General features: G+C 64.5%; 20 protein-coding genes. 10 read left to right on the forward strand and 10 right to left on the reverse strand.

Annotation, left to right across the window (positions count from 1 at the left end; all coding sequences use genetic code 11):
• Positions 1-142: 142 nt before the first annotated feature.
• Entirely contained in the window at positions 143-1,072 is a 930-nt protein-coding gene (locus tag U9J33_RS07665; protein WP_054441268.1) for a LysR family transcriptional regulator, read from the reverse strand.
• A gap of 121 nt (positions 1,073-1,193) precedes the next feature.
• On the opposite strand from U9J33_RS07665, the gene U9J33_RS07670 reads away from it, so the two are divergent.
• The 3 genes from U9J33_RS07670 to U9J33_RS07680 all read left to right on the forward strand — a co-directional run bounded on the left by U9J33_RS07670 (position 1,194) and on the right by U9J33_RS07680 (position 3,323).
• The gene (locus tag U9J33_RS07670; RefSeq protein ID WP_054441269.1) at positions 1,194-1,892 is read left to right on the forward strand and encodes a pirin family protein; all 699 of its coding nucleotides are present in this window, start codon (positions 1,194-1,196) and stop codon (positions 1,890-1,892) included.
• Between the two features lie 137 nt (positions 1,893-2,029).
• Positions 2,030-2,926 carry a pirin family protein gene (locus U9J33_RS07675; protein ID WP_185997689.1) on the forward strand — a complete coding sequence of 299 codons (897 nt, stop codon included), beginning with the start codon at positions 2,030-2,032 and terminating at the stop codon, positions 2,924-2,926.
• 13 nt (positions 2,927-2,939) lie between these two features.
• Positions 2,940-3,323 (forward strand): OsmC family protein, encoded by a 384-nt coding sequence (locus U9J33_RS07680; protein ID WP_324698809.1) that lies wholly within the window; start codon positions 2,940-2,942, stop codon positions 3,321-3,323.
• Between the two features lie 50 nt (positions 3,324-3,373).
• Here the strand turns inward: U9J33_RS07680 and purN are convergent, their stop codons facing one another.
• Together purN and purM are read right to left on the reverse strand one after the other, a co-directional pair.
• Positions 3,374-4,276: a phosphoribosylglycinamide formyltransferase gene (gene purN, locus U9J33_RS07685; RefSeq protein ID WP_324699023.1), complete on the reverse strand. Its 903-nt coding sequence runs from the start codon at positions 4,274-4,276 to the stop codon at positions 3,374-3,376.
• A gap of 43 nt (positions 4,277-4,319) precedes the next feature.
• A complete protein-coding gene (gene purM, locus U9J33_RS07690) occupies positions 4,320-5,423 on the reverse strand; it encodes a phosphoribosylformylglycinamidine cyclo-ligase (protein WP_054441276.1) in 1,104 nt (367 codons plus the stop codon).
• A gap of 218 nt (positions 5,424-5,641) precedes the next feature.
• Between purM and U9J33_RS07695 the strand changes: the two genes are divergently transcribed.
• The 4 genes from U9J33_RS07695 to U9J33_RS07710 are packed head-to-tail and all read left to right on the forward strand — an operon-like array spanning position 5,642 to position 8,698.
• Positions 5,642-6,940: a heavy-metal-associated domain-containing protein gene (locus U9J33_RS07695; protein ID WP_324698810.1), complete on the forward strand. Its 1,299-nt coding sequence runs from the start codon at positions 5,642-5,644 to the stop codon at positions 6,938-6,940.
• Positions 6,941-6,951: 11 nt separating this feature from the next.
• On the forward strand, positions 6,952-7,575 hold the full coding sequence (locus tag U9J33_RS07700) for an ATPase (protein WP_054441279.1): 624 nt from the start codon (positions 6,952-6,954) through the stop codon (positions 7,573-7,575).
• 44 nt (positions 7,576-7,619) lie between these two features.
• Positions 7,620-8,321: a serine O-acetyltransferase EpsC gene (epsC, locus tag U9J33_RS07705; RefSeq protein ID WP_054441282.1), complete on the forward strand. Its 702-nt coding sequence runs from the start codon at positions 7,620-7,622 to the stop codon at positions 8,319-8,321.
• Positions 8,322-8,326: 5 nt separating this feature from the next.
• The gene (locus tag U9J33_RS07710) at positions 8,327-8,698 is read left to right on the forward strand and encodes a DUF2794 domain-containing protein (protein ID WP_185997684.1); all 372 of its coding nucleotides are present in this window, start codon (positions 8,327-8,329) and stop codon (positions 8,696-8,698) included.
• Between the two features lie 21 nt (positions 8,699-8,719).
• Here the strand turns inward: U9J33_RS07710 and U9J33_RS07715 are convergent, their stop codons facing one another.
• The 3 genes from U9J33_RS07715 to U9J33_RS07725 form a co-directional block, all read right to left on the reverse strand.
• Positions 8,720-9,343: a DUF4328 domain-containing protein gene (locus tag U9J33_RS07715; protein ID WP_324698811.1), complete on the reverse strand. Its 624-nt coding sequence runs from the start codon at positions 9,341-9,343 to the stop codon at positions 8,720-8,722.
• Positions 9,344-9,373: 30 nt separating this feature from the next.
• Entirely contained in the window at positions 9,374-10,051 is a 678-nt protein-coding gene (locus U9J33_RS07720) for a DUF4328 domain-containing protein (protein WP_324698812.1), read from the reverse strand.
• An 87-nt stretch (positions 10,052-10,138) separates the two neighbouring features.
• Positions 10,139-11,050, reverse strand: coding sequence for an SDR family NAD(P)-dependent oxidoreductase (locus tag U9J33_RS07725; protein WP_324698813.1), 912 nt, complete (start codon positions 11,048-11,050; stop codon positions 10,139-10,141).
• 140 nt (positions 11,051-11,190) lie between these two features.
• Between U9J33_RS07725 and purS the strand changes: the two genes are divergently transcribed.
• Positions 11,191-11,424 (forward strand): phosphoribosylformylglycinamidine synthase subunit PurS, encoded by a 234-nt coding sequence (gene purS, locus U9J33_RS07730; protein WP_054441292.1) that lies wholly within the window; start codon positions 11,191-11,193, stop codon positions 11,422-11,424.
• A complete protein-coding gene (purQ, locus tag U9J33_RS07735) occupies positions 11,424-12,101 on the forward strand; it encodes a phosphoribosylformylglycinamidine synthase subunit PurQ (RefSeq protein ID WP_054441294.1) in 678 nt (225 codons plus the stop codon). Before purS ends, purQ begins: the two co-directional genes overlap by 1 nt.
• A 134-nt stretch (positions 12,102-12,235) precedes the next feature.
• On the opposite strand, the gene U9J33_RS07740 is transcribed toward purQ, so the two are convergent.
• The 3 genes from U9J33_RS07740 to U9J33_RS07750 all read right to left on the reverse strand — a co-directional run bounded on the left by U9J33_RS07740 (position 12,236) and on the right by U9J33_RS07750 (position 17,460).
• Complete coding sequence (locus U9J33_RS07740; RefSeq protein WP_324698814.1) at positions 12,236-14,419, reverse strand: putative bifunctional diguanylate cyclase/phosphodiesterase; 2,184 nt, start codon at positions 14,417-14,419, stop codon at positions 12,236-12,238.
• A gap of 234 nt (positions 14,420-14,653) precedes the next feature.
• Positions 14,654-16,477, reverse strand: a complete 1,824-nt coding sequence (gene glmS, locus U9J33_RS07745; RefSeq protein ID WP_324698815.1) for a glutamine--fructose-6-phosphate transaminase (isomerizing) — start codon at positions 16,475-16,477, stop codon at positions 14,654-14,656.
• Positions 16,478-16,611: 134 nt separating this feature from the next.
• Positions 16,612-17,460, reverse strand: coding sequence for a TIGR00266 family protein (locus U9J33_RS07750; RefSeq protein ID WP_185997678.1), 849 nt, complete (start codon positions 17,458-17,460; stop codon positions 16,612-16,614).
• 170 nt (positions 17,461-17,630) lie between these two features.
• On the opposite strand from U9J33_RS07750, the gene U9J33_RS07755 reads away from it, so the two are divergent.
• Positions 17,631-18,344: a diguanylate cyclase gene (locus tag U9J33_RS07755; RefSeq protein ID WP_324698816.1), complete on the forward strand. Its 714-nt coding sequence runs from the start codon at positions 17,631-17,633 to the stop codon at positions 18,342-18,344.
• A 57-nt stretch (positions 18,345-18,401) separates the two neighbouring features.
• Here the strand turns inward: U9J33_RS07755 and glmU are convergent, their stop codons facing one another.
• Positions 18,402-19,772, reverse strand: coding sequence for a bifunctional UDP-N-acetylglucosamine diphosphorylase/glucosamine-1-phosphate N-acetyltransferase GlmU (gene glmU, locus U9J33_RS07760; protein WP_324698817.1), 1,371 nt, complete (start codon positions 19,770-19,772; stop codon positions 18,402-18,404).
• Between the last annotated feature and the right edge of the window lie 2 nt (positions 19,773-19,774).

Below are 19,774 nucleotides of genomic sequence, written 5' to 3' on the forward strand. Positions count from 1 at the left end.
CGCACAGTATTTCGGAACGACAACCCGATTTTCCGCTGGAACATGAATCGCTGGCAGAGATTGCGATCTTGCTACGCTAGGTGGAAGAGGGAATTTTACTAAGGTATTATACGAAAGATATCGGAAAACTTCGCTTCCTGTGTCAGATATCGGGAAGTTCGTTAAACGTGTTGTCCAACTCGCACTGGGCCACGAAACGGTCGAGCAGCCATGCCGCTGCCGGGCCGGGAGGAACGTCGCGGCGCCATATCCCGCCGAAGCGGTAGATGCCGCCGGGATGATCCGGCATGGCCAGGCGCACGAGTGTTCCCGAAACGAGATCCGGCTCGATCATCGGCAGCGGCATGTTGCCCCAGCCGATTCCCTGCCGCAGCAGGGCGTGCTTGGCGCCAAGGTCGGCGAGGCGCCATGTCTTGGGGCTCATTACCGAGAAGTCCTTTCCCTCGGTAAAGCGCGAACGGTCGCTGAGCACCAGCTGGGTAAATTCCCGCCCCGCGCCGGGCGGGATCGGGTCCATGCGGCCCAGCGGGTGATCGGGGGCGGCCACCGGCACCATCGCCACCGAGCCTACGGACACGCTTTCCAGCCCGTCCACGCCCGCGAAGAGAGGGCCGGACAGGCCGATCACGGCATTCCCGTCCAGCACCATCGATGTAATCGCGCCCAGTGCCTCAACATGGAGACGCAGCTGGACGGTGGGAAACTCGGCGGCGAAAGCGCGCAGGATCACGCCGAGGCGCTCGGCCGGGAACATCACGTCCACGGCGAGATCGACTTCCGCCTCAAGTCCGTCGAGCAGGCCCTTAACCTTGGCGCGCAATCCGTCGATCCCTTCCGCCACGCCGCGCGCTTCCGAGAGGACCGCACGCCCGGCCGTGGTGAGGACGGGCTTGCGCGTACCCTCGCGCTCGAACAGCATGACGCCGAGCTGGGCTTCGAGATTGGCGATTCCATAGCTGATGACGGAGACCGCACGGTTCAGCTTGCGCCCGGCGGCGGCGAAACTGCCGGTGTCGACGATGGCCAGGAAGATGCGCAGCTGGTCCAGGGTCGGCGTGCCGGGGTTGCTCACTTTTCAATCTCCTCGAACAGTCAGGTCGATTTTATCCCTCTGAACTTGAAATGAGCCGAGGTCTATATGGGTTTTCAAGAGAGGGCGGCACCTAACCCCGCCGCCCTTCAGGAGATAGGCCATGATCGAACTTCGCCCCTATGACAGCCTCGGCGGTGCCAACCACGGCTGGCTTGACGCCAAGCACCACTTCTCGTTTGCCGGCTACCACGATCCGGCCCGCGTCCACTGGGGCAACCTGCGCGTCTGGAACGACGATGCGATCGCTCCGCAGACCGGCTTCCCGCCGCACCCGCACCGCGACATGGAAATCATCACCTATGTCCGCGAAGGCGCGATCACCCACCAGGACAACCTGGGTAACAAGGGCCGGACCGAGGCCGGCGATGTCCAGGTGATGAGCGCGGGCACGGGCATCACGCACTCGGAATACAACCTCGAGGACGTGACGACGAAGATTTTCCAGATCTGGATCATCCCGACCCGCGACGGCGAGGAACCGAGCTGGGGCGCCAAGCCCTTCCCCAAGGGGGACCGCTCGGGCCAGTTCGTGACGCTCGCCTCTGGCTACGAGAACGACAACGAAGCCCTGCCGATCCGTACCAATGCCCGCGTCGTGGGCGCCACGCTCAAGGCCGGCGAGACCGCCGAATACCCGCTGGGCAAGGACCGCAAGGCCTACCTCGTTCCCGCCATCGGTGCGGTGCAGATCGACGATGTGCGCGCCAATGCCCGGGACGGCGTGGCGATCAGCGATCTCGACGTGCTGCGGATCACCGCGATCGAGGATAGCGAGATCGTTCTGGTCGACGCTGCCTGAAGTAAGGGGAGCGGGCGGAAATCGCCCGCTCCCATCTCTTCTCTGCCAGATTGCCCGATTGCATTTTCCCTTATCGGCGCCGACGTTCTTCCCCGGCGCTCAAACGCACAAAAGAAGCGCAAGGAAGGATTGCCCCCATGACCGTCCATTCATCCGATATCGAAGGCGTTGACCTCGTCGTTCTTCCCCCCGTCCGCGACCTTGGCGACGGCTTCCAGGTCCGCCGTGCGCTGCCCACCGCGCAGCGCCGCATGGTCGGCCCCTTCATCTTCTTCGACCAGATGGGCGAGGCGGTGTTCCGCAGCGGCGAAGGTCTCGACGTGCGCCCGCATCCGCACATCGGCCTTTCCACGCTGACTTACCTCGTCGAAGGCGAGATCCTTCATCGCGACTCCCTCGGCTCGGTCCAGGCGATCCGCCCCGGTGAGGTCAACTGGATGACGGCGGGCAGCGGCATCGTCCATTCCGAGCGCACCTCTCCCGAAGTCCGCGCCAGCGGCGGCAAGCTGTTCGGGCTCCAGACCTGGATTGCGCTGCCCAGGGAAGCGGAAGAGATCGCCCCGGCCTTTGCGCACCACAAGGCAGACGAGATTCCCGTGACCGAAGACGCCGGAACCCGGCTGACGCTGATCGCCGGTACGTCCGACGGCCTGACCTCGCCGCTCAAGACCTACTCCGACATGGTCTATGCCGATATCGTCATGCTCGACGGTGCGCGTTATCAGGTGAAGGCCGAGCACGTCGAACGCGCGATCTATGTCGTCGGCGGCGAAGTCGAGGTCGAAGGCCAGACCGGCAGCTTCAAGGAAACCGAACTCGTGGTCTTCAAGCCGGGCGCCGAAGTCGTGCTCAGGGCCAGGGGCGGCACCCGCCTGATGCTGCTGGGCGGGGAACCCCTGCCGGAGAAGCGCCATATCTTCTGGAACTTCGTCTCTTCCTCGCTCGACCGTATCGAGCAGGCCAAGGAAGACTGGAAGGAACAGCGCTTCGACCGCGTGCCCGACGAAAACGAATTCATTCCCCTTCCGGCCTGAGGAGCATCACGCCATGGCACATGGAACCGCCCATATCGGCGAAACCCCCTGGCGCACCGAGATCGTCGTCGGCGGCCATGCGATCGTTGCCGACGAGCCGGAAGCGCTCGGCGGGCAGGGCGCCGGCCCCGCGCCTTACGACCTGCTGCTCGCCAGTCTCGGCGCCTGCACCGCGATCACGCTGAAGATGTACGCCGCGCGCAAGGGCTGGCCGTTGCAATCGCTCGATGTCGACCTGAAGCTGAGGGGCTCGAAGGATGACATGCATGTCGAGCGCACGCTCCTCATTTCGGGACTGGACGAGGAGCAGAAAAGCCGCCTCGCCGACATCGCGGAGCGGACGCCGGTTACACTGACCCTGAAGTCGGGCCTGCCGATCGAGACGCGGCTGGCTTGAACCCTTGGAAAACAAAGGGCAGTGCGGCCGGCCGCGCTGCCCTTTTCGCGTCAGAACTGCTCGGCCACGTCCACGAGCGAGGTCAGCTTCTTCGGGGCGATCGCGCGCCATGACCGGGCCAGCCACGTCCCGATGGCGTCCCAGTCGTTCTCGCCCAGATCGAGGCGAATGCCGATCCAGCCGTCGCCGAAGTAGGCGGGGCGGAAATAGCGTTCCTCGTCCTGCTCGATGAGCATGGCCTGTTCGTCCGGGCCGCTGATCTTCACCAACAGGGCGGTACGACCGTCGGCGTGATGGTTCGACGTGAAGTAGGCGAATTTCTTGCCCTTGGTCACGCCGAAGCAGGGCATTCCGTGGCTCTGTATCTCGTCCGCTTCGGGCAGGGCCATGGCCCGTTCCCGTACGCGCTCAAGCAGCCATTCCGGGCTCGTTTCGCGCACGACAAGCGCGGCGAGGCAGCGTGAATAGAGCTGGTGTTCGGCAATCAGTACGCGCGCGGCAAGCGTATCGGCGGTGTCTCCCGGCACGATGGCAACCGGCGTCTGGCCGAGGATCGGACCTTCGTCCAGCTCGGGAATGACGAGATGGACGCTGACGCCGCCGTGACTGTCGCCCGCGTCGATGGCGCGCTGGTGGGTATGCAGGCCGGTGTACTTCGGCAGGAGCGACGGGTGGATATTGACCATCCTGCCGTCCCACTTGCCCACGAAACCGCCGGTCAGGATGCGCATGTAGCCCGCGAGCGCGACCCATTGCGCGCCGGAGCCGCGGATGGCGGAGTCCATCGCGGCGTCATGCTCCTTGCGGCTCAGCCCCTTGTGGCTGAGCGCGAAGGTGGGCACGCCTTCGGCAGAGGCGAGTGCAAGGCCGCCTGCATCGGGCCGGTTGCTGGCGACGAGGACGATCTCATAGGGACAGTCCTCGGCGCGGCTGGCGTAGAGCAGGGCGGCCATGTTGGTGCCGCTGCCCGAAATCAGGACGGCGACTTTTGCCTTGTCAGGCAAGATGAACGGCTTCCCAGTCCTCGCGGGCGGACCAGATCTCGGTCTTGCCCTGAACGGTGCAGCCCTTGTCGCCTTCTTCGACGATGCCGATCACGAAGACGGTTTCGCCGGCTGCTTCCAGCTCGGCCTTGAGCGCGGCGACTTCTTCCGGCGAGACTGCAAGCACCATGCCGATGCCGCAGTTGAAGGTGCGCGCCATCTCGCCCGGCTCGATATTGCCCTGCGCCTGCAGGAACGCCATCAGGCGCGGCTGCTCCCAGGCGCCGGCATCGATACGGGCGTGCAGGCCCTTGGGCAGCACGCGCGGAATGTTTTCGAGCAGGCCGCCGCCGGTAATATGGGCCAGCGCATTGATGCGGCCGGCGCGGATGAAGGGCAGCAGGCTCTTAACGTAGATGCGCGTGGGCGCGATCAGCGCGTCGATCAGCAGGGTGTCCGAATCGAACAGGGCCGGGCGGTCGAGCTTCCAGCCCTTGTCCTCGGCGAGGCGGCGCACCAAGGAGTAGCCGTTGGAATGCACGCCCGAGGATGCAAGGCCGAGCAGCACGTCGCCGTCCGCGACCTTTTCACCGGTGAGCTGTTCGCCGCGTTCCACCGCGCCGACGCAGAAGCCCGCGAGATCGTAATCGCCCGCGGCGTACATGCCGGGCATCTCTGCGGTTTCGCCGCCGATGAGGGCGCAGCCCGAGATGCGGCAGCCATCGGCGATTCCGGCAACCACGCGTTCGGCGACGCCGTTCTCGAGCTTGCCGGTGGCGAAGTAGTCAAGGAAGAACAGGGGCTCTGCGCCCTGTACGATAAGGTCGTTCACGCACATGGCGACGAGGTCGATGCCGATCTGGTCGTGCCGGTCATGGTCGATGGCCAGCTTGACCTTGGTGCCGACACCGTCGTTCGCGGCGACCAGAAGCGGGTCCTTGTAGCCGGCCGCGCGGGGGTCGAAGAAGCCACCGAAGCCTCCCAGTTCCGCATCGGCGCCGGGGCGCGCGGTGGATTTGGCGAGCGGGGCGATGGCTTTGACCAGCGCATTGCCTGCGGCGATCGAGACGCCGGCTTGCTCGTAGGAGTAGCTCTTCGGGGAGTTATCGTCGGACATTGCGCGCGCATAGTGTGCAAACGCTCTCCTGTCACGCCCGAGGCGGCAATCAGGTGAACAATTCGGGCGGAAAAATTCGTGCAGGGGGCGCCGGTGCGCGGCGTTCCGCCGGATTTCCGGGGCCTTGGCCGATCGTGCGTCCCGCCTTCCGGGGATGTCGTCGCTTTACGACTTGGATTTCCGGATTCGTTTGGGCAAAAGGCCGGTCGGTTTCGATAATGGCAATCACCTTCTCCCACAAAATCCGGCGCGTGGCCGGCAGCGGTCTGGCCTTTGGGCAGGCGCGCGTCCGTTCGCCGCGGGGCCTGGCCTTTGCGCTGGGCGGGGCGGCGTTTCTCGCATTGGGCACCGTGGGTGGTTACCGACTCGTGGCGCAGGTGGAAGGCGATCGCGGCATCGCCCCGCTCGCCAATTCCGAGGATATCCAGGTCAACGGCATCAAGGTCGATGTTACGGCCAAAACCGGCGCCGATGCCCGGCTCGAAGGCTGGAAACAGGCGGAGAAGGACGCCTGGAAGAAGCTCGGCGGGCCGGACATGCCGGTTGAGGCTATCGATGCCATGGTTTCGTCGGTCGTGATCGGCCATGAGCAGGTCGGGCCTCGCCGTTATATCGCCACGCTCGGCATCATCTTCAACAAGGCGCGTGCAGGGCAGTACGTGGGCGCAGGCGGCGCGGCGATCCGGTCGGCGCCGATGCTGGTACTGCCGGTGCTGTACTCGGGCGGCGTGCAGCAGGTGTTCGAAGTGCGCGGGCCCTGGCAGAAGGCATGGGCCGAGTTCCAGGCTTCGCAAAGCCCGATAGATTATGTGCGGCCGGTAGGCGCGGGGGGGGAATCGCTGATTCTCACCGCCGGCCAGGCTTCTCGCCGCAGCCGCCTGTGGTGGCGCAACATCCTCAACCAGTTCGACGCTGCGGATGTGGTGATCCCGGTCGCCCGTCTTGAGCGGCAATGGCCCGGCGGCCCGATTCACGGCACTTTCACCGCGCGCTATGGCCCGGACAACACTTTCCTCGGCACCTTCGAACTCGATGCCGCCAGCGAGCAGGACCTTCCTGTCATGCTCAATCAGGCGGTGGAGCGGATCGATGGCCTGTACCGGAATGCACTCGCCAGCGGCGAGCTGCGTCCCGATCCCACGCTGACGACCAGCGGGCAGGTGCTGGACCGCGCTTTTGCCGAATTGCGCCAGAAGCTCATGCCCAAGGGCGGGGTTCCGGTGGATGTCGTGCCCATCGCGCCCCCTGCAATCGCACCGGTCCCGGCGGTCGTCGTCCCGACCGAGACGGTTTCCGTACAGTTCGCTTCGCCCGATGCGGCAGCCGTCGATGCGGCGCTTGCCGCCGTGCGCGGCGTTCCGGGTGTGCGCGGCGCCGCCACCGTCAGCCTTGCTGTCGGCGGAACGTCCGTCATGCGCGTGACCGTCGAGGGCGGTAGCGAGCGTCTTGCCGCCGCGCTGCGTGCGCAAGGCTGGAAAGTGACGAACGGCGGCGGTGCGCTGAGGATCACCCGCTAGGTTCCTCGGTGATGAAGCAGATCGCCCTCCCACTGTCTGCCGCGAGCGACAGCCCGCCGCGCATTGTCGTCGGCAGTGCCAACGCACAGGCGATCGACGCCTTGCTTGAGCCGGGTGCATGGCCGTTCCGCAGCGCGATCCTTTCCGGTCCTCCGCGTTCGGGCAAATCCCTGCTGGCACGCTGGTTCGTCGAGGCCGGTCACGGCGATGCGCTGGATGATGCCGACCGGATGGAGGAGGACGTGATCTTCCACAGCTGGAACCGTGCGCAGGAAACCGGACGTCCGTTGCTGATCGTCTCCAGTCGCCGCCGCGGCAGCGGGGAAGGGCGCTGGCAGGTCAGTCTCCCGGACCTGGGATCCCGGCTTGGCGCCGCCCTGGAACTGGAGATCGTCGAGCCGGACGACGAGATGCTGGCCGCCCTGATCGAGATCCACGCCCAGATGCGCGCACTCAATCTCGATCCCACTGCGATCGACTACCTTGTACCGCGCGTCGTGCGTAGCCATCTGGGCGTCGAAAATCTGGTCACTGCCATTGATCGGCTCAGTCTGGAACGCAAGCAGCCGCCTACTCTGGCGATCTGGCGCGACGCTCTGATCGAGACTAAAGGCGGCGACTCGAAGACCACTTGACCGGACGGCTTGCCTTGCGGGCCGATTGATGGGAGATTCGCGCGATGCTGGGTAATCTTGTCCGCTACCTGGACTCCGTCGTCGCGCGTGACCCTGCGCCGCGTTCACGCTGGGAAGTCCTGCTCTATCCGGGCGTGTGGGCGCTGTTCTTTCACAAGATCGCGCATCGCCTGTTCCGTGCGGACCTGTTCTTCCTGGCCCGCGTGGTGAATCACATCTCCCGCTTCCTGACCGCGATCGACATTCATCCCGGCGCCACCATCGGGAAGAACTTCTTCATCGACCATGGCTTCACCGTCATCGGAGAAACCGCCGAGATCGGCGACAATGTGACGATCTACCAGTGCGTCACGCTGGGCGGTTCCAACCCCACCAACGGCAAGGGCGGCAAACGCCACCCGACTTTGCTCGACAATGTTATCGTAGGCTCCGGCGCGCAGATCATCGGCCCGGTAACGGTGGGCAGGCGCGCACGTGTCGGCGCCAGTGCCGTCGTGACCGAGGACGTGCCCGAAGGCGCGACCATGATCGGCGTCAAGGCGCGCTCCACGCTGGTGAAGGCGGAAACTTACGCCAAGGACTTCATGCCTTATGGCACGCCCTGCAAGGAACCCTGCGAGCCGGTGGGCAACCAGCGGATCGACGAGCTGGAGGAGCAGATTGCCGCCCTGCGCGCGCAAGTGGCTGAATTGATGCATGCGCGCGAAGATGAGCCGCAGGCCGAGCCGGCCGTGAAGGGCGTCTGAACCGAATGGTGTCAGGCCCCGCAGGCGCGAATTCCAGTACCGGCAGCGTCTTGGCCTTTCCCGGCCGCACGCCCTTGCAGATCGGGTTCGACCGGCTCGAACTCCAGCGCATTCTCGATCTTTACGGCCGCATGGTGGCAGCAGGCATGTGGCGCGATTATGCGATGGATTTCGGCAAGGAGGCCGCCAACTTCTCTGCCTTCCGCCGCGCTGCCGAGCGTCCGCAGGCCCGCATCGAGAAGCGCCCTTCGCTGCGTGCGAAACAGGGAATGTGGACACTGTTCGGCGAGGCCGGGCAAATCCTGAAGCGCGGACATGAATTGGCCGGCGTGCTCAGCCCGCTGGAGCGCAAGCTGCTGAAAGTGGTGGAAGACTGAGCCTCAGGGGTTCCTATGCGGTCAGGCGAATGCGTGATGCATGTCCAGATCCGCCTCCTGCGCGCGGGCGACGCCGTTGACGATCGCAAGCAGGGATCCGGCGGCGACAATTCGCAAGGCATAAACGATGCAGGTCAGCACGGCGCCTGCCGGCGGTGCGCTTATGCTGAATGAGAGGAGCGTTCCTGCGACAGTACCGGCGATCATGCAGGTCCACCAGACGACCAGGCGCGGATCGGTAGGCTGGTCTGCATCATGGCCATGCAGGTGGCTCCGGTTCCACAACGCTCTCATCGCTTCGAATGGCTTGAACAGGCAGGCTATCGGAATGAAGAAGTAGCCGACGGACCATCCGGGCGAGAATTCCAGGCCTTCCATCCCGGCCGCGAAGAGATTCGCATGGGCCCTGTGGATCCAAAGCGACACCGCGACTGCGCAGACCAGATAGACGGCCAGGACGGCGACGGTACCTGTGGCGGCGAAAACCGCCAGCGGGCTTTCCGGGACGGCACCGCTGGCGAGCGAAGCTGCGATGGCCGCGAGGGTCAGCCCGGTGGTTCCGATGTAGCAGCACAGCAGAACCCGTACCACGAGCGTACGGCGGGCGAGCGAGGCGATTCCATCGGAAAGCGCGGTTTCGGGCATGATGAAGCTACTTTCGGGAAGGATTGTCGTTCAGGCAAAGACGGTTTTTTCGTCCATGAGCGTGGCCTGCGCGAGGGTGATTGCGCGCAGGATCACCACGAGGCCGGCAGCAGCCACGCACCAGAAGACAAGCCCTGATAGCATGAGCGAAAGGTTGAGCAGACTGGGCGAGATGAATTTCACGGGCGAAACGAGGTTGAACAGCCCGAGGCCGGTCACGAAGAACACCAGCAAGGAACCGGTGACGAAGCTCATCCACCAGATCGCCACTTGCGTGACGCCGGTGCGCGACTGGTACTCGTCTTCTCCGTGGCTGCGGTTCCACAGTTCGCGCATGGCCAGGAACGGCACGAAGAGCTGTGCCACCGGAACGAAGAAACTGGCGCCGGACCAGACCGGCCGCGCGCGAAGGCCGGCGAGCCCTACGGCATGGAGGTTGGCGATGGCCTTGTGAAACCAGAGCAGGAAGGCGATCATGGCTACGACGAAAGTGACCAGACCGGCGATAATCGCCAAGCCCGCGATCACGAAGGGAACCATCTTCGGCTCGCCGAGCTCGATATAGCCGATTTGCCGCCTGTATTCGGCCCAGGCCAGCGCGAAAATCGCGATGATCAGGGCAACGACATAAGCTGCTGCTGCCAGTTGTGTGAAGACCGAATAAGTCGCCAGCCGCGCGTTAGCTTGCGGCGTGATATGCCCCCGCATGTTCCAGTATTCCCCCGTCGCACCTCACGGGAGGCTGCCCTGCGGCAAGCGCGACGTCAACTGGGTTACAATTTGGGCTTCGGGAATTTAACCTTGGGTTTTCAGCAGCAGGGAGAGAGCGTGCTGGGCCTGTTCCATGCCCGTTTCCAGCACGCTGTCACCGCTGCGGTCGGCAATCCTGGGCCAGGCTTCGGCGAACCCTTCTACGGAAAGGTTGTCCTCGCCAAGCAGAATGCCGTCATTCATTGTGACGAAGGCGCTCTGGCAGACACCGCCCCCTGCGCCGACTATGGCGTCATTGGGGGCGTCCTTCGATACGAGAAACAGTGCGGCGGGCACGACGGCTTCGGGGCGGAACGCTGAGTAGGCTTCGTCGGGGAAGATGTCCGCGGTCATCCGCGTACCGGCGGTGGGGGCAAGCGAATTGACGCGGATGCCGTACTTCGCGCCTTCCATGCGAAGCGTACGCGCAAGGCCCAGAACGCCGAGCTTTGCCGCTCCGTAGTTGGCCTGGCCGAAGTTGCCGCCGAGGCCGCTGGAACTCGTCGTCATGAGTACGCGGCCATAGTTCTGCTCTCGCATGATTTCCCACACGGCCTTGGTCGCATAAGCACTGCCTAGCAGATTGACCCTTACGACCCGTTCGAAATCGGCCATGTCCATCTTGGCGAAAGTGCGGTCGCGCAGGATTCCGGCATTGTTGATGAGAACATGGATGCCGCCCCACGCCTCGCTGGCGCGTGCGGCCATGGCTTCCATTTGCGCGAAGTCCGAAACGTCCCCGCCATCGGCCATGGCCTCGCCGCCGAGCGCGCGGATTTCTTCGGCGACGGCAAGAGCGGAATCGGAATGCCCCGAGCCGTCAAGCGCCGTGCCAAGGTCGTTGACGACGACTTTCGCACCGCGCAGCGCGAGTTCGAGGGCATAGGCCCGGCCAAGACCGTGACCCGCTCCGGTAACCACGGCAACCTGATCGGCAAAGGAGATGAAGGACTGCATCAGCCGGGAATGGCAGGTTGCGCGAGCCCCTTCAATTGCAAAGGTGGCATGGTTTGGCCTCCTCACGGGTTGCCCCGGAGCGTTCGCGAGGCCATAGGCGCATGAAACGAATCTGCGCTGCTTTAGCGAAAGGCCCTGCGATGAAAGTCCGCGTCCACGTCAGCCTCAAGCCCGGTGTTCTCGACCCGCAGGGCCGGGCGATCCACCATTCGCTCGAAGGCCTCGGCTTCGACGGTGTCAACGATGTGCGCGCCGGCCGCCTCTTCGAACTCGATGTCGAAGAATCGGTCAGCGACGAAGCGATCGACGACATGTGCAAGAAGCTCCTCGCCAACATGGTGATCGAGAACTACCGCATCGAGAAGGTCGCCTGATGGCTTTCCGCTCCGCTGTCGTCACGTTCCCGGGCTCCAACTGCGACCGCGATCTGGCGGTGGCGCTGGAAAAGGTTTCGGGGAACGAGTGCATCCGCGTCTGGCACGGTGATGCAGAACTGCCCGAACGGCTCGATTTCATCGGCCTGCCCGGCGGCTTCTCCTATGGTGACTACCTTCGCTGCGGCGCGATCGCTTCGCGTTCGCCGGTCATGCAGGCGGTGATCGAGGCCGCCAATCGCGGCGTGCCGGTGTTCGGCGTTTGCAACGGCTTCCAGGTGCTGACCGAAAGCGGCCTCCTGCCGGGCGCCCTGCTGCGCAATTCGGGCATCCGGTTCGTGTGCCGCGAAGTGTCGCTCAAGGTGGAGAACGCGCAGTCGCTGTTCACCTCCGGATACGAGACCGGCCAGCATATCCGCGTTCCGGTCGCTCACCATGATGGCAATTATCATGCCGACGACGAAACGCTCGACCGTCTCGAGGGCGAGGGCCGCGTGGCTTTCCGCTATGCCGAGGACGTCAACGGTTCGGCCCGTCAGATCGCCGGCGTGCTCAACGCTGCCGGCAACGTGCTGGGCATGATGCCGCACCCGGAGCGAGCGATCGAGGCGACGCACGGCGGCACGGATGGCCGCGCGCTTTTCGAAAGCGCGATTCGCGGGATGGTCGGCGCCTAAGCGGCCGCCAGGGCGGGTCCGGCGATTGCCGGATCTGCGGCGGACCGACTATCGAAGGTTTGCCCATTCGGGAAAGATCGGGAGCGGGGAGGGGCATGCCTTTCCCGCTCCTTTTCGTTGGGCTTTCTGGAGTTTCAGGCGGCGGAGTAGGCGCGGTTGCGGAACAGCGCGCCGGCGTCCGCGGCCGACATCGGGCGGCCGAAGAAGTAGCCCTGGATCTTGCGGCAGCCGAGCTTGCGGATCATCTCCACCTCCTTCTCGGTTTCCGTGCCTTCGGCGGTGGTCGACATGCCGAGGCTGTCGGCCATGGCGACGACGGCACGGATGATCGCCAGGCTTTCCGGGTTGCCGGTGGCGGCGCCCTGCACGAAGGAGCGATCGATCTTGATAGTCGAGAAGCGGAGCTTGCGCAGGTAGCCGAGCGAGGAATAGCCGGTGCCGAAATCGTCGAGGGCGACCTTGCAGCCCAGTGCCATGACCTGCTCCAGCGCGGCGCGGGCGAGCGTGGCGTCGCGCAGGAAGATGCTCTCGGTCACTTCCAGTTCGAGCCTGGCAGCGGGAAGGCCGCTTTGCGTCAGCGCGGAGACCACGCTGGTGACGAAGTTGGCGTCGAGCAATTGTTCGCCCGACACATTGGCGGCAACGCGGACATGATCCGGCCAGTTCATCGCCTCGCGGCAAGCCTCCCGAAGCACCCATTCGCCGATCGGCACGATAAGACGCGTATCTTCGGCGAGGGGAATGAACTTGGCCGGGCTGACGAAGCCATGCTCCTTGCTGTTCCAGCGCAGGAGCGCCTCGAAGCTGACGACCGCTTCGCTTTCGGCATCGACGACCGGTTGGTAGTGGAGCGCGAATTCCTTGCGTTCCACCGCCGATCGGAGCGAGAATTCCAGCTTGCGCCGTTCCTCGGCATGGGCGTGGAGCACGGGTTCGTAAGTGAAGTGTGCGTTGCCGCCCTCGTCCTTGGAGCGATAGAGCGCGAGATCGGCATTGCGCATCAGGGTTTCGACGGTTGCGCCGTCGCGCGGGCCGATCGCTGAGCCTACCGATGCGCCCACGAAGAGAGTGTGGTGGTCGACCTGGTATGGCTGGGAAAGGCTCTGGATGATGCGCTGCGCGACGCGCCGCACGTAGTCGAGGTCCGATGCATCGCGAATGACGACCGCGAACTCGTCCCCGCCTAGACGGCCGCAGACCTCGCGATCGGTCATCTGTTCCTTCAGGCGCTCCGATACGCGCGCCAGCAACTGGTCGCCGACATGGTGCCCCAGGGTCTCGTTCACGGCCTTGAAGCGGTCGAGGTCGATCATGAGGAAGGCGCAGCGCGTGCGCCACTGCGCTGCGTAGGCAAGCGCTCCATCCAGGGCTTCGGTGAGCATCAGGCGGTTGGGAAGCCCGGTCAGGGGATCGTAGCGCGCGAGCCAGGCGATCTTGTCCGAATTCTCCCGAGCTTCGGTCACGTCGGTGCCGTTGCCGCGGAAACCGTCGAACCGGCCGTTCGCGTCGAGCTTGGGATCGCCTGAAAGGTCCCACCAGCGCGGCCTCCCGCCTACCGAGACGCGGACGAGCAGGTTCGAGAAGCTCTCACGGCGTTTCAGCCGTTCGGCAAGTTCGTGAAGGCTCGCCGGAAATTCGCCGGTTTCCCAGCTTGGACCAGCCAGCAGTTGGAGGAACGGCACGCCCTCAAGCTCTTCCGCAGTCCTGTCGAGCGCCCCGGCGAGTCGGCGTGAAACGGCGCGGAGGCGGCGTGAAGGGTCAATCTGCCAGGCCCAGTCCCCATGACCTTTCTCGGATTCGCTTATCAAGAGCGAAACCACTTCGTCCCGTTCGACCATCCCAGCCTCAGCCAGCTTGCCGGTCAGGTATTGCCTGGCGGACTGGATCGTCCCCGCAACGACCACGGCGATGAAAGCCGAGGCGATAAGCGCGATGTCGTAGAGCCCGGCGGCAAGGAAGGAGCCGATGGCGGAACCGCCGACAATGGCGATGAACAGCAGGGTCGTGAGCGGGAACCCAGGAATCAGTACGGCACAGGCGGTCATCAGCATGGCCAGCACGGTCCAGAGTTTGATCTGGACTTGCGGATCGACGAACGGCCCGAAACCGCACACCGGGATGGCCCAGACCAGACACTTCGCAGCCGTGCTGACGATCTGCGCGCGAGCTTCTCCCCGGTGGCGAGGACGGCTATCCGCATCGGCCATCGTTCGTCCGATGCGGGCACCGTGCCAGGTGGTCAGGCAGACCAGCATGGCCCAGCAGGCGACCGCCGCCGGATGGACATGGGGCAGAAGCAGGGCGGCCGCGGCAGCCATGGCCGCCAGCTGCGTCAAGACGCGTGCAAGCGGCGCGCGGCCGAGGCTGGAATACTGGATGCCACGCAGACGAGCCCAATCCCCTTCCGCCGGTTCGGTAAAACCGAGAACGGCGAGAACAGGCAACTCCCGGGGAAGGGCCTTGGTGGGGAGTGACCGCTTATTCACGCCTTCAGCCTATATCGGGCAAAGGGTTATTACTAGGTAAAGCATAAGCGGTCACCGCCGCGCGGGTTATTCGACGGTGACGCTCTTTGCGAGGTTGCGAGGCTGGTCGACGTCGGTGCCCTTCACGCAGGCGACGTGATAGGCAAGGAGCTGAACCGGCACCGCATAGACCAGCGGCGCGATCAGCGGGTGGACGCGCGGCATTTCGATCGTGGCGATGCAGCCTTCGCCTGCCTCTGCGATGCCCTCGGCGTCGGAAATCAGCACGACCTTGCCGCCGCGTGCGCGCACTTCCTGCATGTTGCTTACCGTCTTCTCGAACAGCGGTCCGGAGGGGGCGAGCACGATCACCGGCACGGCTTCGTCGATAAGGGCGATGGGGCCGTGCTTCATCTCGCCAGAGGCATAGCCCTCGGCATGGATGTAGCTGATTTCCTTGAGCTTCAGCGCGCCTTCGAGGGCAAGCGGATAGTCCGGCCCGCGGCCGAGGTAGAGTACGTCTCGGGCCGGCGCGATGAGATGTGCCATGGCGGCGATCTCTTCGTCGAAAGCGAGCGCCGCGTTGAGGCTGGCGGGTGTCTGCAGGAGGTGATGGACGACTTCCATTTCCTCATTCCGGTCCATCCGTCCGCGCTTTACCGCCAGATGCGCCGCGAGGGCAGCGAGCACGGCGAGCTGGCAGGAGAAGGCCTTGGTGGAAGCGACGCCGATTTCCGGGCCGGCATGGGTAGGCAGCAGCAGGTCCGCCTCGCGCGCCATCGTGCTGGTGGGCACGTTGACGACGACGGCGATGGTCTGCCCGGCCGCCTTGCAGTGCTTCAGCGCGGCGAGCGTGTCCGCCGTTTCGCCGGACTGCGAGATGAAAAGGGCAAGGCCGCCCGGCTCCAACACCGGGTCGCGGTAGCGGAATTCGGAGGCCACATCGATGTCGACCGGCAGGCGAGCGAACGTCTCGATCCAGTATTTCGCCACCATGCCGGCGTAGAAGCTGGTGCCGCAGGCGACGATGGTGATGCGCTTGATGGCCGAAAGGTCGAAATCGATCTGCGGCAGGGCGACCGATTGGTCCACCTGGTGGATGTAGCTGCGCAGGGTCTGCGCCACCACGGTCGGCTGCTCGAAAATCTCCTTCTGCATGAAGTGGCGGTAATTGCCCTTCTCGATGGCAACGGCCGAGGCGCCGGAGGAGACGATCTCGCGCTCCACCGGATTATTGTCGGCATCGAAGATCTGCGCGCCCTCGCGGGTGATGACGACCCAGTCGCCTTCGTCGAGATAAGTGATGCGCTGGGTCAGCGGGGCGAGCGCGAGGGCGTCGGAGCCGAGGTAGGTTTCTCCCTCGCCGTAACCGACGACCAGCGGCGAGCCGAGGCGGGCGCCGATCAGCAGGTCGGGGTGCTGGCGGAAAGCGATCGCGAGCGCGAAGGCGCCGCGAAGTTGCGGCAGCGCGACCTTCACCGCCTCTTGCGGGGAGAGCCCCCCTTCGACCTGCTCGGAAACGAGATGCGCCACAACTTCGGTATCGGTCTGGCTCTCGAACCTGCGACCGCGCGCTTCGAGGGCTTCGCGCAGCGGCTTGAAGTTCTCGATGATGCCGTTGTGGACGAGGGCAAGGTGTTCGGTCGCATGCGGGTGGGCGTTGACGGCGGTGGGCGCGCCATGCGTGGCCCAGCGGGTGTGAGCGATGCCGATCAGGCCCGGCGCGGGATCGCGCGCCAGCTCGTCAACGAGGTTCACCAGTTTGCCCTGCGCGCGGCGGCGGATCAGCTGGCCGTTCTCGACCGTGCAGACGCCCGCGCTGTCATAACCGCGATATTCCATGCGGCGCAGTCCGTCGACGAGCCGATCCGCGACTTCTTCCTTGCCGACGATGCCGATGATTCCACACATTGCGCTTGCGTTACCTTGTTCGAGCCGAAACTGCCTTGCCCATACACCGATAATGGTTGGCGTTTGGTGGCGCCACCATGAAGGCTTGGTAATGTGTGCAAAGCGGATGGGTTATCGGATGTAATCCGAAGCGATCAGTCGTCGCCGCTGAGCAGGGCCCCGATTCCGCCAACGGCGCCGAGGCCGAGCAGCGTGCTCTCGCCGCGGTTCTGTCCGCCATAGGGTACGGCGGCGGCCATCATGCGCCCGGCGAGGCGCGAGAACGGCAGCGACTGGATCCACACTTTCCCCGGGCCGCGCAGGCGGGCGAAGAACACCCCTTCGCCGCCGAAGATCATCGATTTCACCGAACCTGCACGCACCAGGTCGAAATCCACGCCGGACGTGAAGGCGGCGACGCAGCCGGTGTCGATGTGGAGTTCCTCGCCCGCTTCCAGCGTGCGCTCGATAACGGTGCCGCCCATTTGCACGAAGACCCAGCCGTCACCTTCGAGGCGCTGCATGATGAAGCCTTCGCCGCCGAACAGGCCGGTCATGATCTTCTGCTGGAAATGAACGCCGATCGAGACGCCGCGCGCCGCGCAGAGGAAGGCGTCCTTCTGGCAGATCAGGCGGCCGTCCACCTCATCGAGCTTGATCGGCACGATCGAACCGGGGATCGGCGCGGAGAAGGCGACGCGGGCTTTGCCGCGTCCTTCGTGCGTGAATACGGTGGTGAACAGGCTCTCGCCGGTGACGAGGCGCTTGCCCGCGCCAAGCAGCTTGCCCATGAAGCCGCTGCCTTGTTGTTCGGAACCGTCGCCGAACACGGTGGACATGGCGATCGACGAATCCTTCCAGACCATCGCGCCCGCTTCCGCTACCGCGCTTTCGCCCGGGTCCAGTTCGATCTCGACGAACTGGAGTTCCGCACCCTTGATTTCGAAGTCGACATCGTCGGCGATCGCGGAATTGCGGCTGTGGCTCCAGGGATTGTTTGGCATGGATACTCCGGGGGACGGGAAAGATTCGGTGACCGCTATCTGGGTTTCGTGAAAGTTCTTGTCAAACCGCGTCCGTTGGATAGTCTACGCAGTTCGACGAACACTGTTCCGACGAAAATCGCCCGGCAAAGATCGGTGCGCGATCGGTGTTCCTGGAGAGGATAACGCCGATGCACTTCACCATGAAGTCGGTTTCATTTGTTTTCATCGGGCTTGCCGCCGTGGCCAGCAGCGGACCTGCATTCGCGCGCGACATCGGTGGCGGCGGGGCGGTGGTGAACACCGCGCTCCACATCGAAAGCCAGAACGGCGTCAGCAAAGGCTTCGCGCTGATTCGTGCCGGCAAGCCTGCGCAGGCGGTAAAGATGTTCGATTCGGTGATCCTCGCGAGCGAACAGGCGCTGACCGGTGACGTCCGTCCGCGGCTCTGCCAGTCGGAAGCGGCTGAAGGGTCTGTTGCTGCGGGCAAGGCCGTCATCGTGAGCAGCGCGGTTTGCGATGCACACTTCGGAAAGGGCTTTGCGCTGGTCGATCTTGGACGCGGCGACCTTGCGGAAGCCGAACTGCGCCGTGCTACCGAACTCGCGCCCGATAATGCCCACTTCGCCAACGAGTATGCAGAACTGTTCAAGTCGCGCCGGGAATGGCAACGGTCCTACGATCTGTTCTCCCATGCATGGGAAATCGTCGACAAGGACACCAAGGGTGACGACGCCTCGGTCGCCGCCCGCGCTCTTCGCGGCATGGGCTACAACAAGATCGAGATGGGCCAGCTTGACGAAGCGCAGAAGCTGTTCCGCCAGTCGCTGGAATATGATCCCGCCAATGCCGGAGCCAAGAGCGAACTGGATTTCATTGCCCAGAAGAAGGCCATCGGCGCCTGACCATTCGCAATCACCGCAAATCTTGAAACGGGCGGTGCTGAACCGCCCGTTTTCGTATCAGCTTGCTGACTTCTCGGCCTTCTTCTTCTTCATGGCATCGTGGAAACGGTCGGCCCAACCCGGCTTGACCAGCTGTTCGCCGCGGACGAGGCGAAGTTCTCCGTCCCCCACATCGCTGGTGACGGTGCTGCCCGCGGCAACGATGGCATCCGCGCCGATCCTGACCGGGGCGACAAGGGCGCTGTTGGAGCCGATGAAGGCGCGCTCGCCAATAACGGTGCGGTGCTTGAAATAGCCGTCGTAGTTGCAGGTGATCGTACCTGCGCCGAGATTGGCGCTGGCGCCCACCGTTGCGTCGCCAACGTAAGTGAGGTGATTGGCCTTCGCGCCTTCGCCCAGTTCGGCGTTCTTGATCTCGACGAAATTGCCGACCTTCGAACCCTCGCGCAGGATAGTGCCGGGGCGCAGGCGCGCATAAGGGCCGACCGAGACGCCGGTTTCGATGGTGGCGCCTTCAAGGTGCGAGAATGCGTGGATGGTCACATCGTTCGCCACCGTGACGCCAGGGCCGAAGACAACGTTGGGTTCGACGGTCACATCTCGGCCGAGATTCGTGTCCCAGGCGAAAAACACGGTTTCCGGCGCGATCAGGGTGGCGCCGTCGGCCATGGCGGCGATACGGCGGCGGGATTGCCAGCGCGCTTCGGCCTCGGCCAGTTCGCCGCGACTGTTGATGCCGCCCACTTCGCCCGGATCGGGGGTGACGATGACCGCACACGACTGCCCGTCGAGTGTCGCCACGTTGACGATGTCCACGAGGTAGTATTCGCCCTGGGCGTTTTCATTCCCGACGCGGGCAAGCAGGCCGAACAGGTCGGCGGACTTTACCGCCATCAGGCCCGAATTGCACAGTCGGCAGGCCCGCTGTTCCTCACTCGCGTCCTTGTATTCGACCATCATGGCAATGCGCCCGTCGTCATGGGCGAGGACGCGGCCGTATTGGAGCGGGTCTTCCGGCTCGAAACCGAGCACGACGACGGCGGGCGAATCCTCGGCATGAAGGCGATGGATCATGGCCTGCATCGTTTCGGTGCTGACGAAAGGCACGTCACCGTAAAGGATCAGCACGTCGCCGGAAAAGCCGGCCAGCGCCGCTTCGGCCTGCTGCACTGCGTGGCCGGTGCCGAGTTGCGGTTCCTGAACGGCGATTGTCGCGCGGCTGCCGAGAGCCCGCTCAAGCTGTTCGCGTCCATGGCCCGCGACGACGACCTGCCGCTGCGGTGCCAGTGCGGCAGCGCTGTCCAGCAGGTGTTCGAGCATGGGACGGCCCGCGATGGGATGGAGCACCTTGTGGAGATCGCTCTTCATGCGGGTGCCCTTGCCGGCGGCGAGGACGACGATTGCGAGAGGCGTGGATTGTTCGACCATGT

It is taken from the genome of Novosphingobium sp. RL4, from assembly GCF_035658495.1.
In the GTDB taxonomy this organism is placed as follows: domain Bacteria; phylum Pseudomonadota; class Alphaproteobacteria; order Sphingomonadales; family Sphingomonadaceae; genus Novosphingobium.

Coding starts and splice junctions, on each gene's coding strand:
- U9J33_RS07670 (WP_054441269.1), top strand. CDS start 1,194: ATGATCGAACTTCGCCCCTATGACAGCCTCGGCGGTGCCAACCACGGC.
- U9J33_RS07675 (WP_185997689.1), top strand. CDS start 2,030: ATGACCGTCCATTCATCCGATATCGAAGGCGTTGACCTCGTCGTTCTT.
- U9J33_RS07680 (WP_324698809.1), top strand. CDS start 2,940: ATGGCACATGGAACCGCCCATATCGGCGAAACCCCCTGGCGCACCGAG.
- purN (WP_324699023.1), bottom strand. CDS start 4,276: ATGGCCGCCCTGCTCTACGCCAGCCGCGCCGAGGACTGTCCCTATGAG.
- purM (WP_054441276.1), bottom strand. CDS start 5,423: ATGTCCGACGATAACTCCCCGAAGAGCTACTCCTACGAGCAAGCCGGC.
- U9J33_RS07695 (WP_324698810.1), top strand. CDS start 5,642: ATGGCAATCACCTTCTCCCACAAAATCCGGCGCGTGGCCGGCAGCGGT.
- U9J33_RS07700 (WP_054441279.1), top strand. CDS start 6,952: ATGAAGCAGATCGCCCTCCCACTGTCTGCCGCGAGCGACAGCCCGCCG.
- epsC (WP_054441282.1), top strand. CDS start 7,620: ATGCTGGGTAATCTTGTCCGCTACCTGGACTCCGTCGTCGCGCGTGAC.
- U9J33_RS07710 (WP_185997684.1), top strand. CDS start 8,327: ATGGTGTCAGGCCCCGCAGGCGCGAATTCCAGTACCGGCAGCGTCTTG.
- U9J33_RS07715 (WP_324698811.1), bottom strand. CDS start 9,343: ATGCCCGAAACCGCGCTTTCCGATGGAATCGCCTCGCTCGCCCGCCGT.
- U9J33_RS07720 (WP_324698812.1), bottom strand. CDS start 10,051: ATGCGGGGGCATATCACGCCGCAAGCTAACGCGCGGCTGGCGACTTAT.
- U9J33_RS07725 (WP_324698813.1), bottom strand. CDS start 11,050: ATGCAGTCCTTCATCTCCTTTGCCGATCAGGTTGCCGTGGTTACCGGA.
- purS (WP_054441292.1), top strand. CDS start 11,191: ATGAAAGTCCGCGTCCACGTCAGCCTCAAGCCCGGTGTTCTCGACCCG.
- purQ (WP_054441294.1), top strand. CDS start 11,424: ATGGCTTTCCGCTCCGCTGTCGTCACGTTCCCGGGCTCCAACTGCGAC.
- U9J33_RS07740 (WP_324698814.1), bottom strand. CDS start 14,419: ATGGCTGCCGCGGCCGCCCTGCTTCTGCCCCATGTCCATCCGGCGGCG.
- glmS (WP_324698815.1), bottom strand. CDS start 16,477: ATGTGTGGAATCATCGGCATCGTCGGCAAGGAAGAAGTCGCGGATCGG.
- U9J33_RS07750 (WP_185997678.1), bottom strand. CDS start 17,460: ATGCCAAACAATCCCTGGAGCCACAGCCGCAATTCCGCGATCGCCGAC.
- U9J33_RS07755 (WP_324698816.1), top strand. CDS start 17,631: ATGCACTTCACCATGAAGTCGGTTTCATTTGTTTTCATCGGGCTTGCC.
- glmU (WP_324698817.1), bottom strand. CDS start 19,772: ATGGTCGAACAATCCACGCCTCTCGCAATCGTCGTCCTCGCCGCCGGC.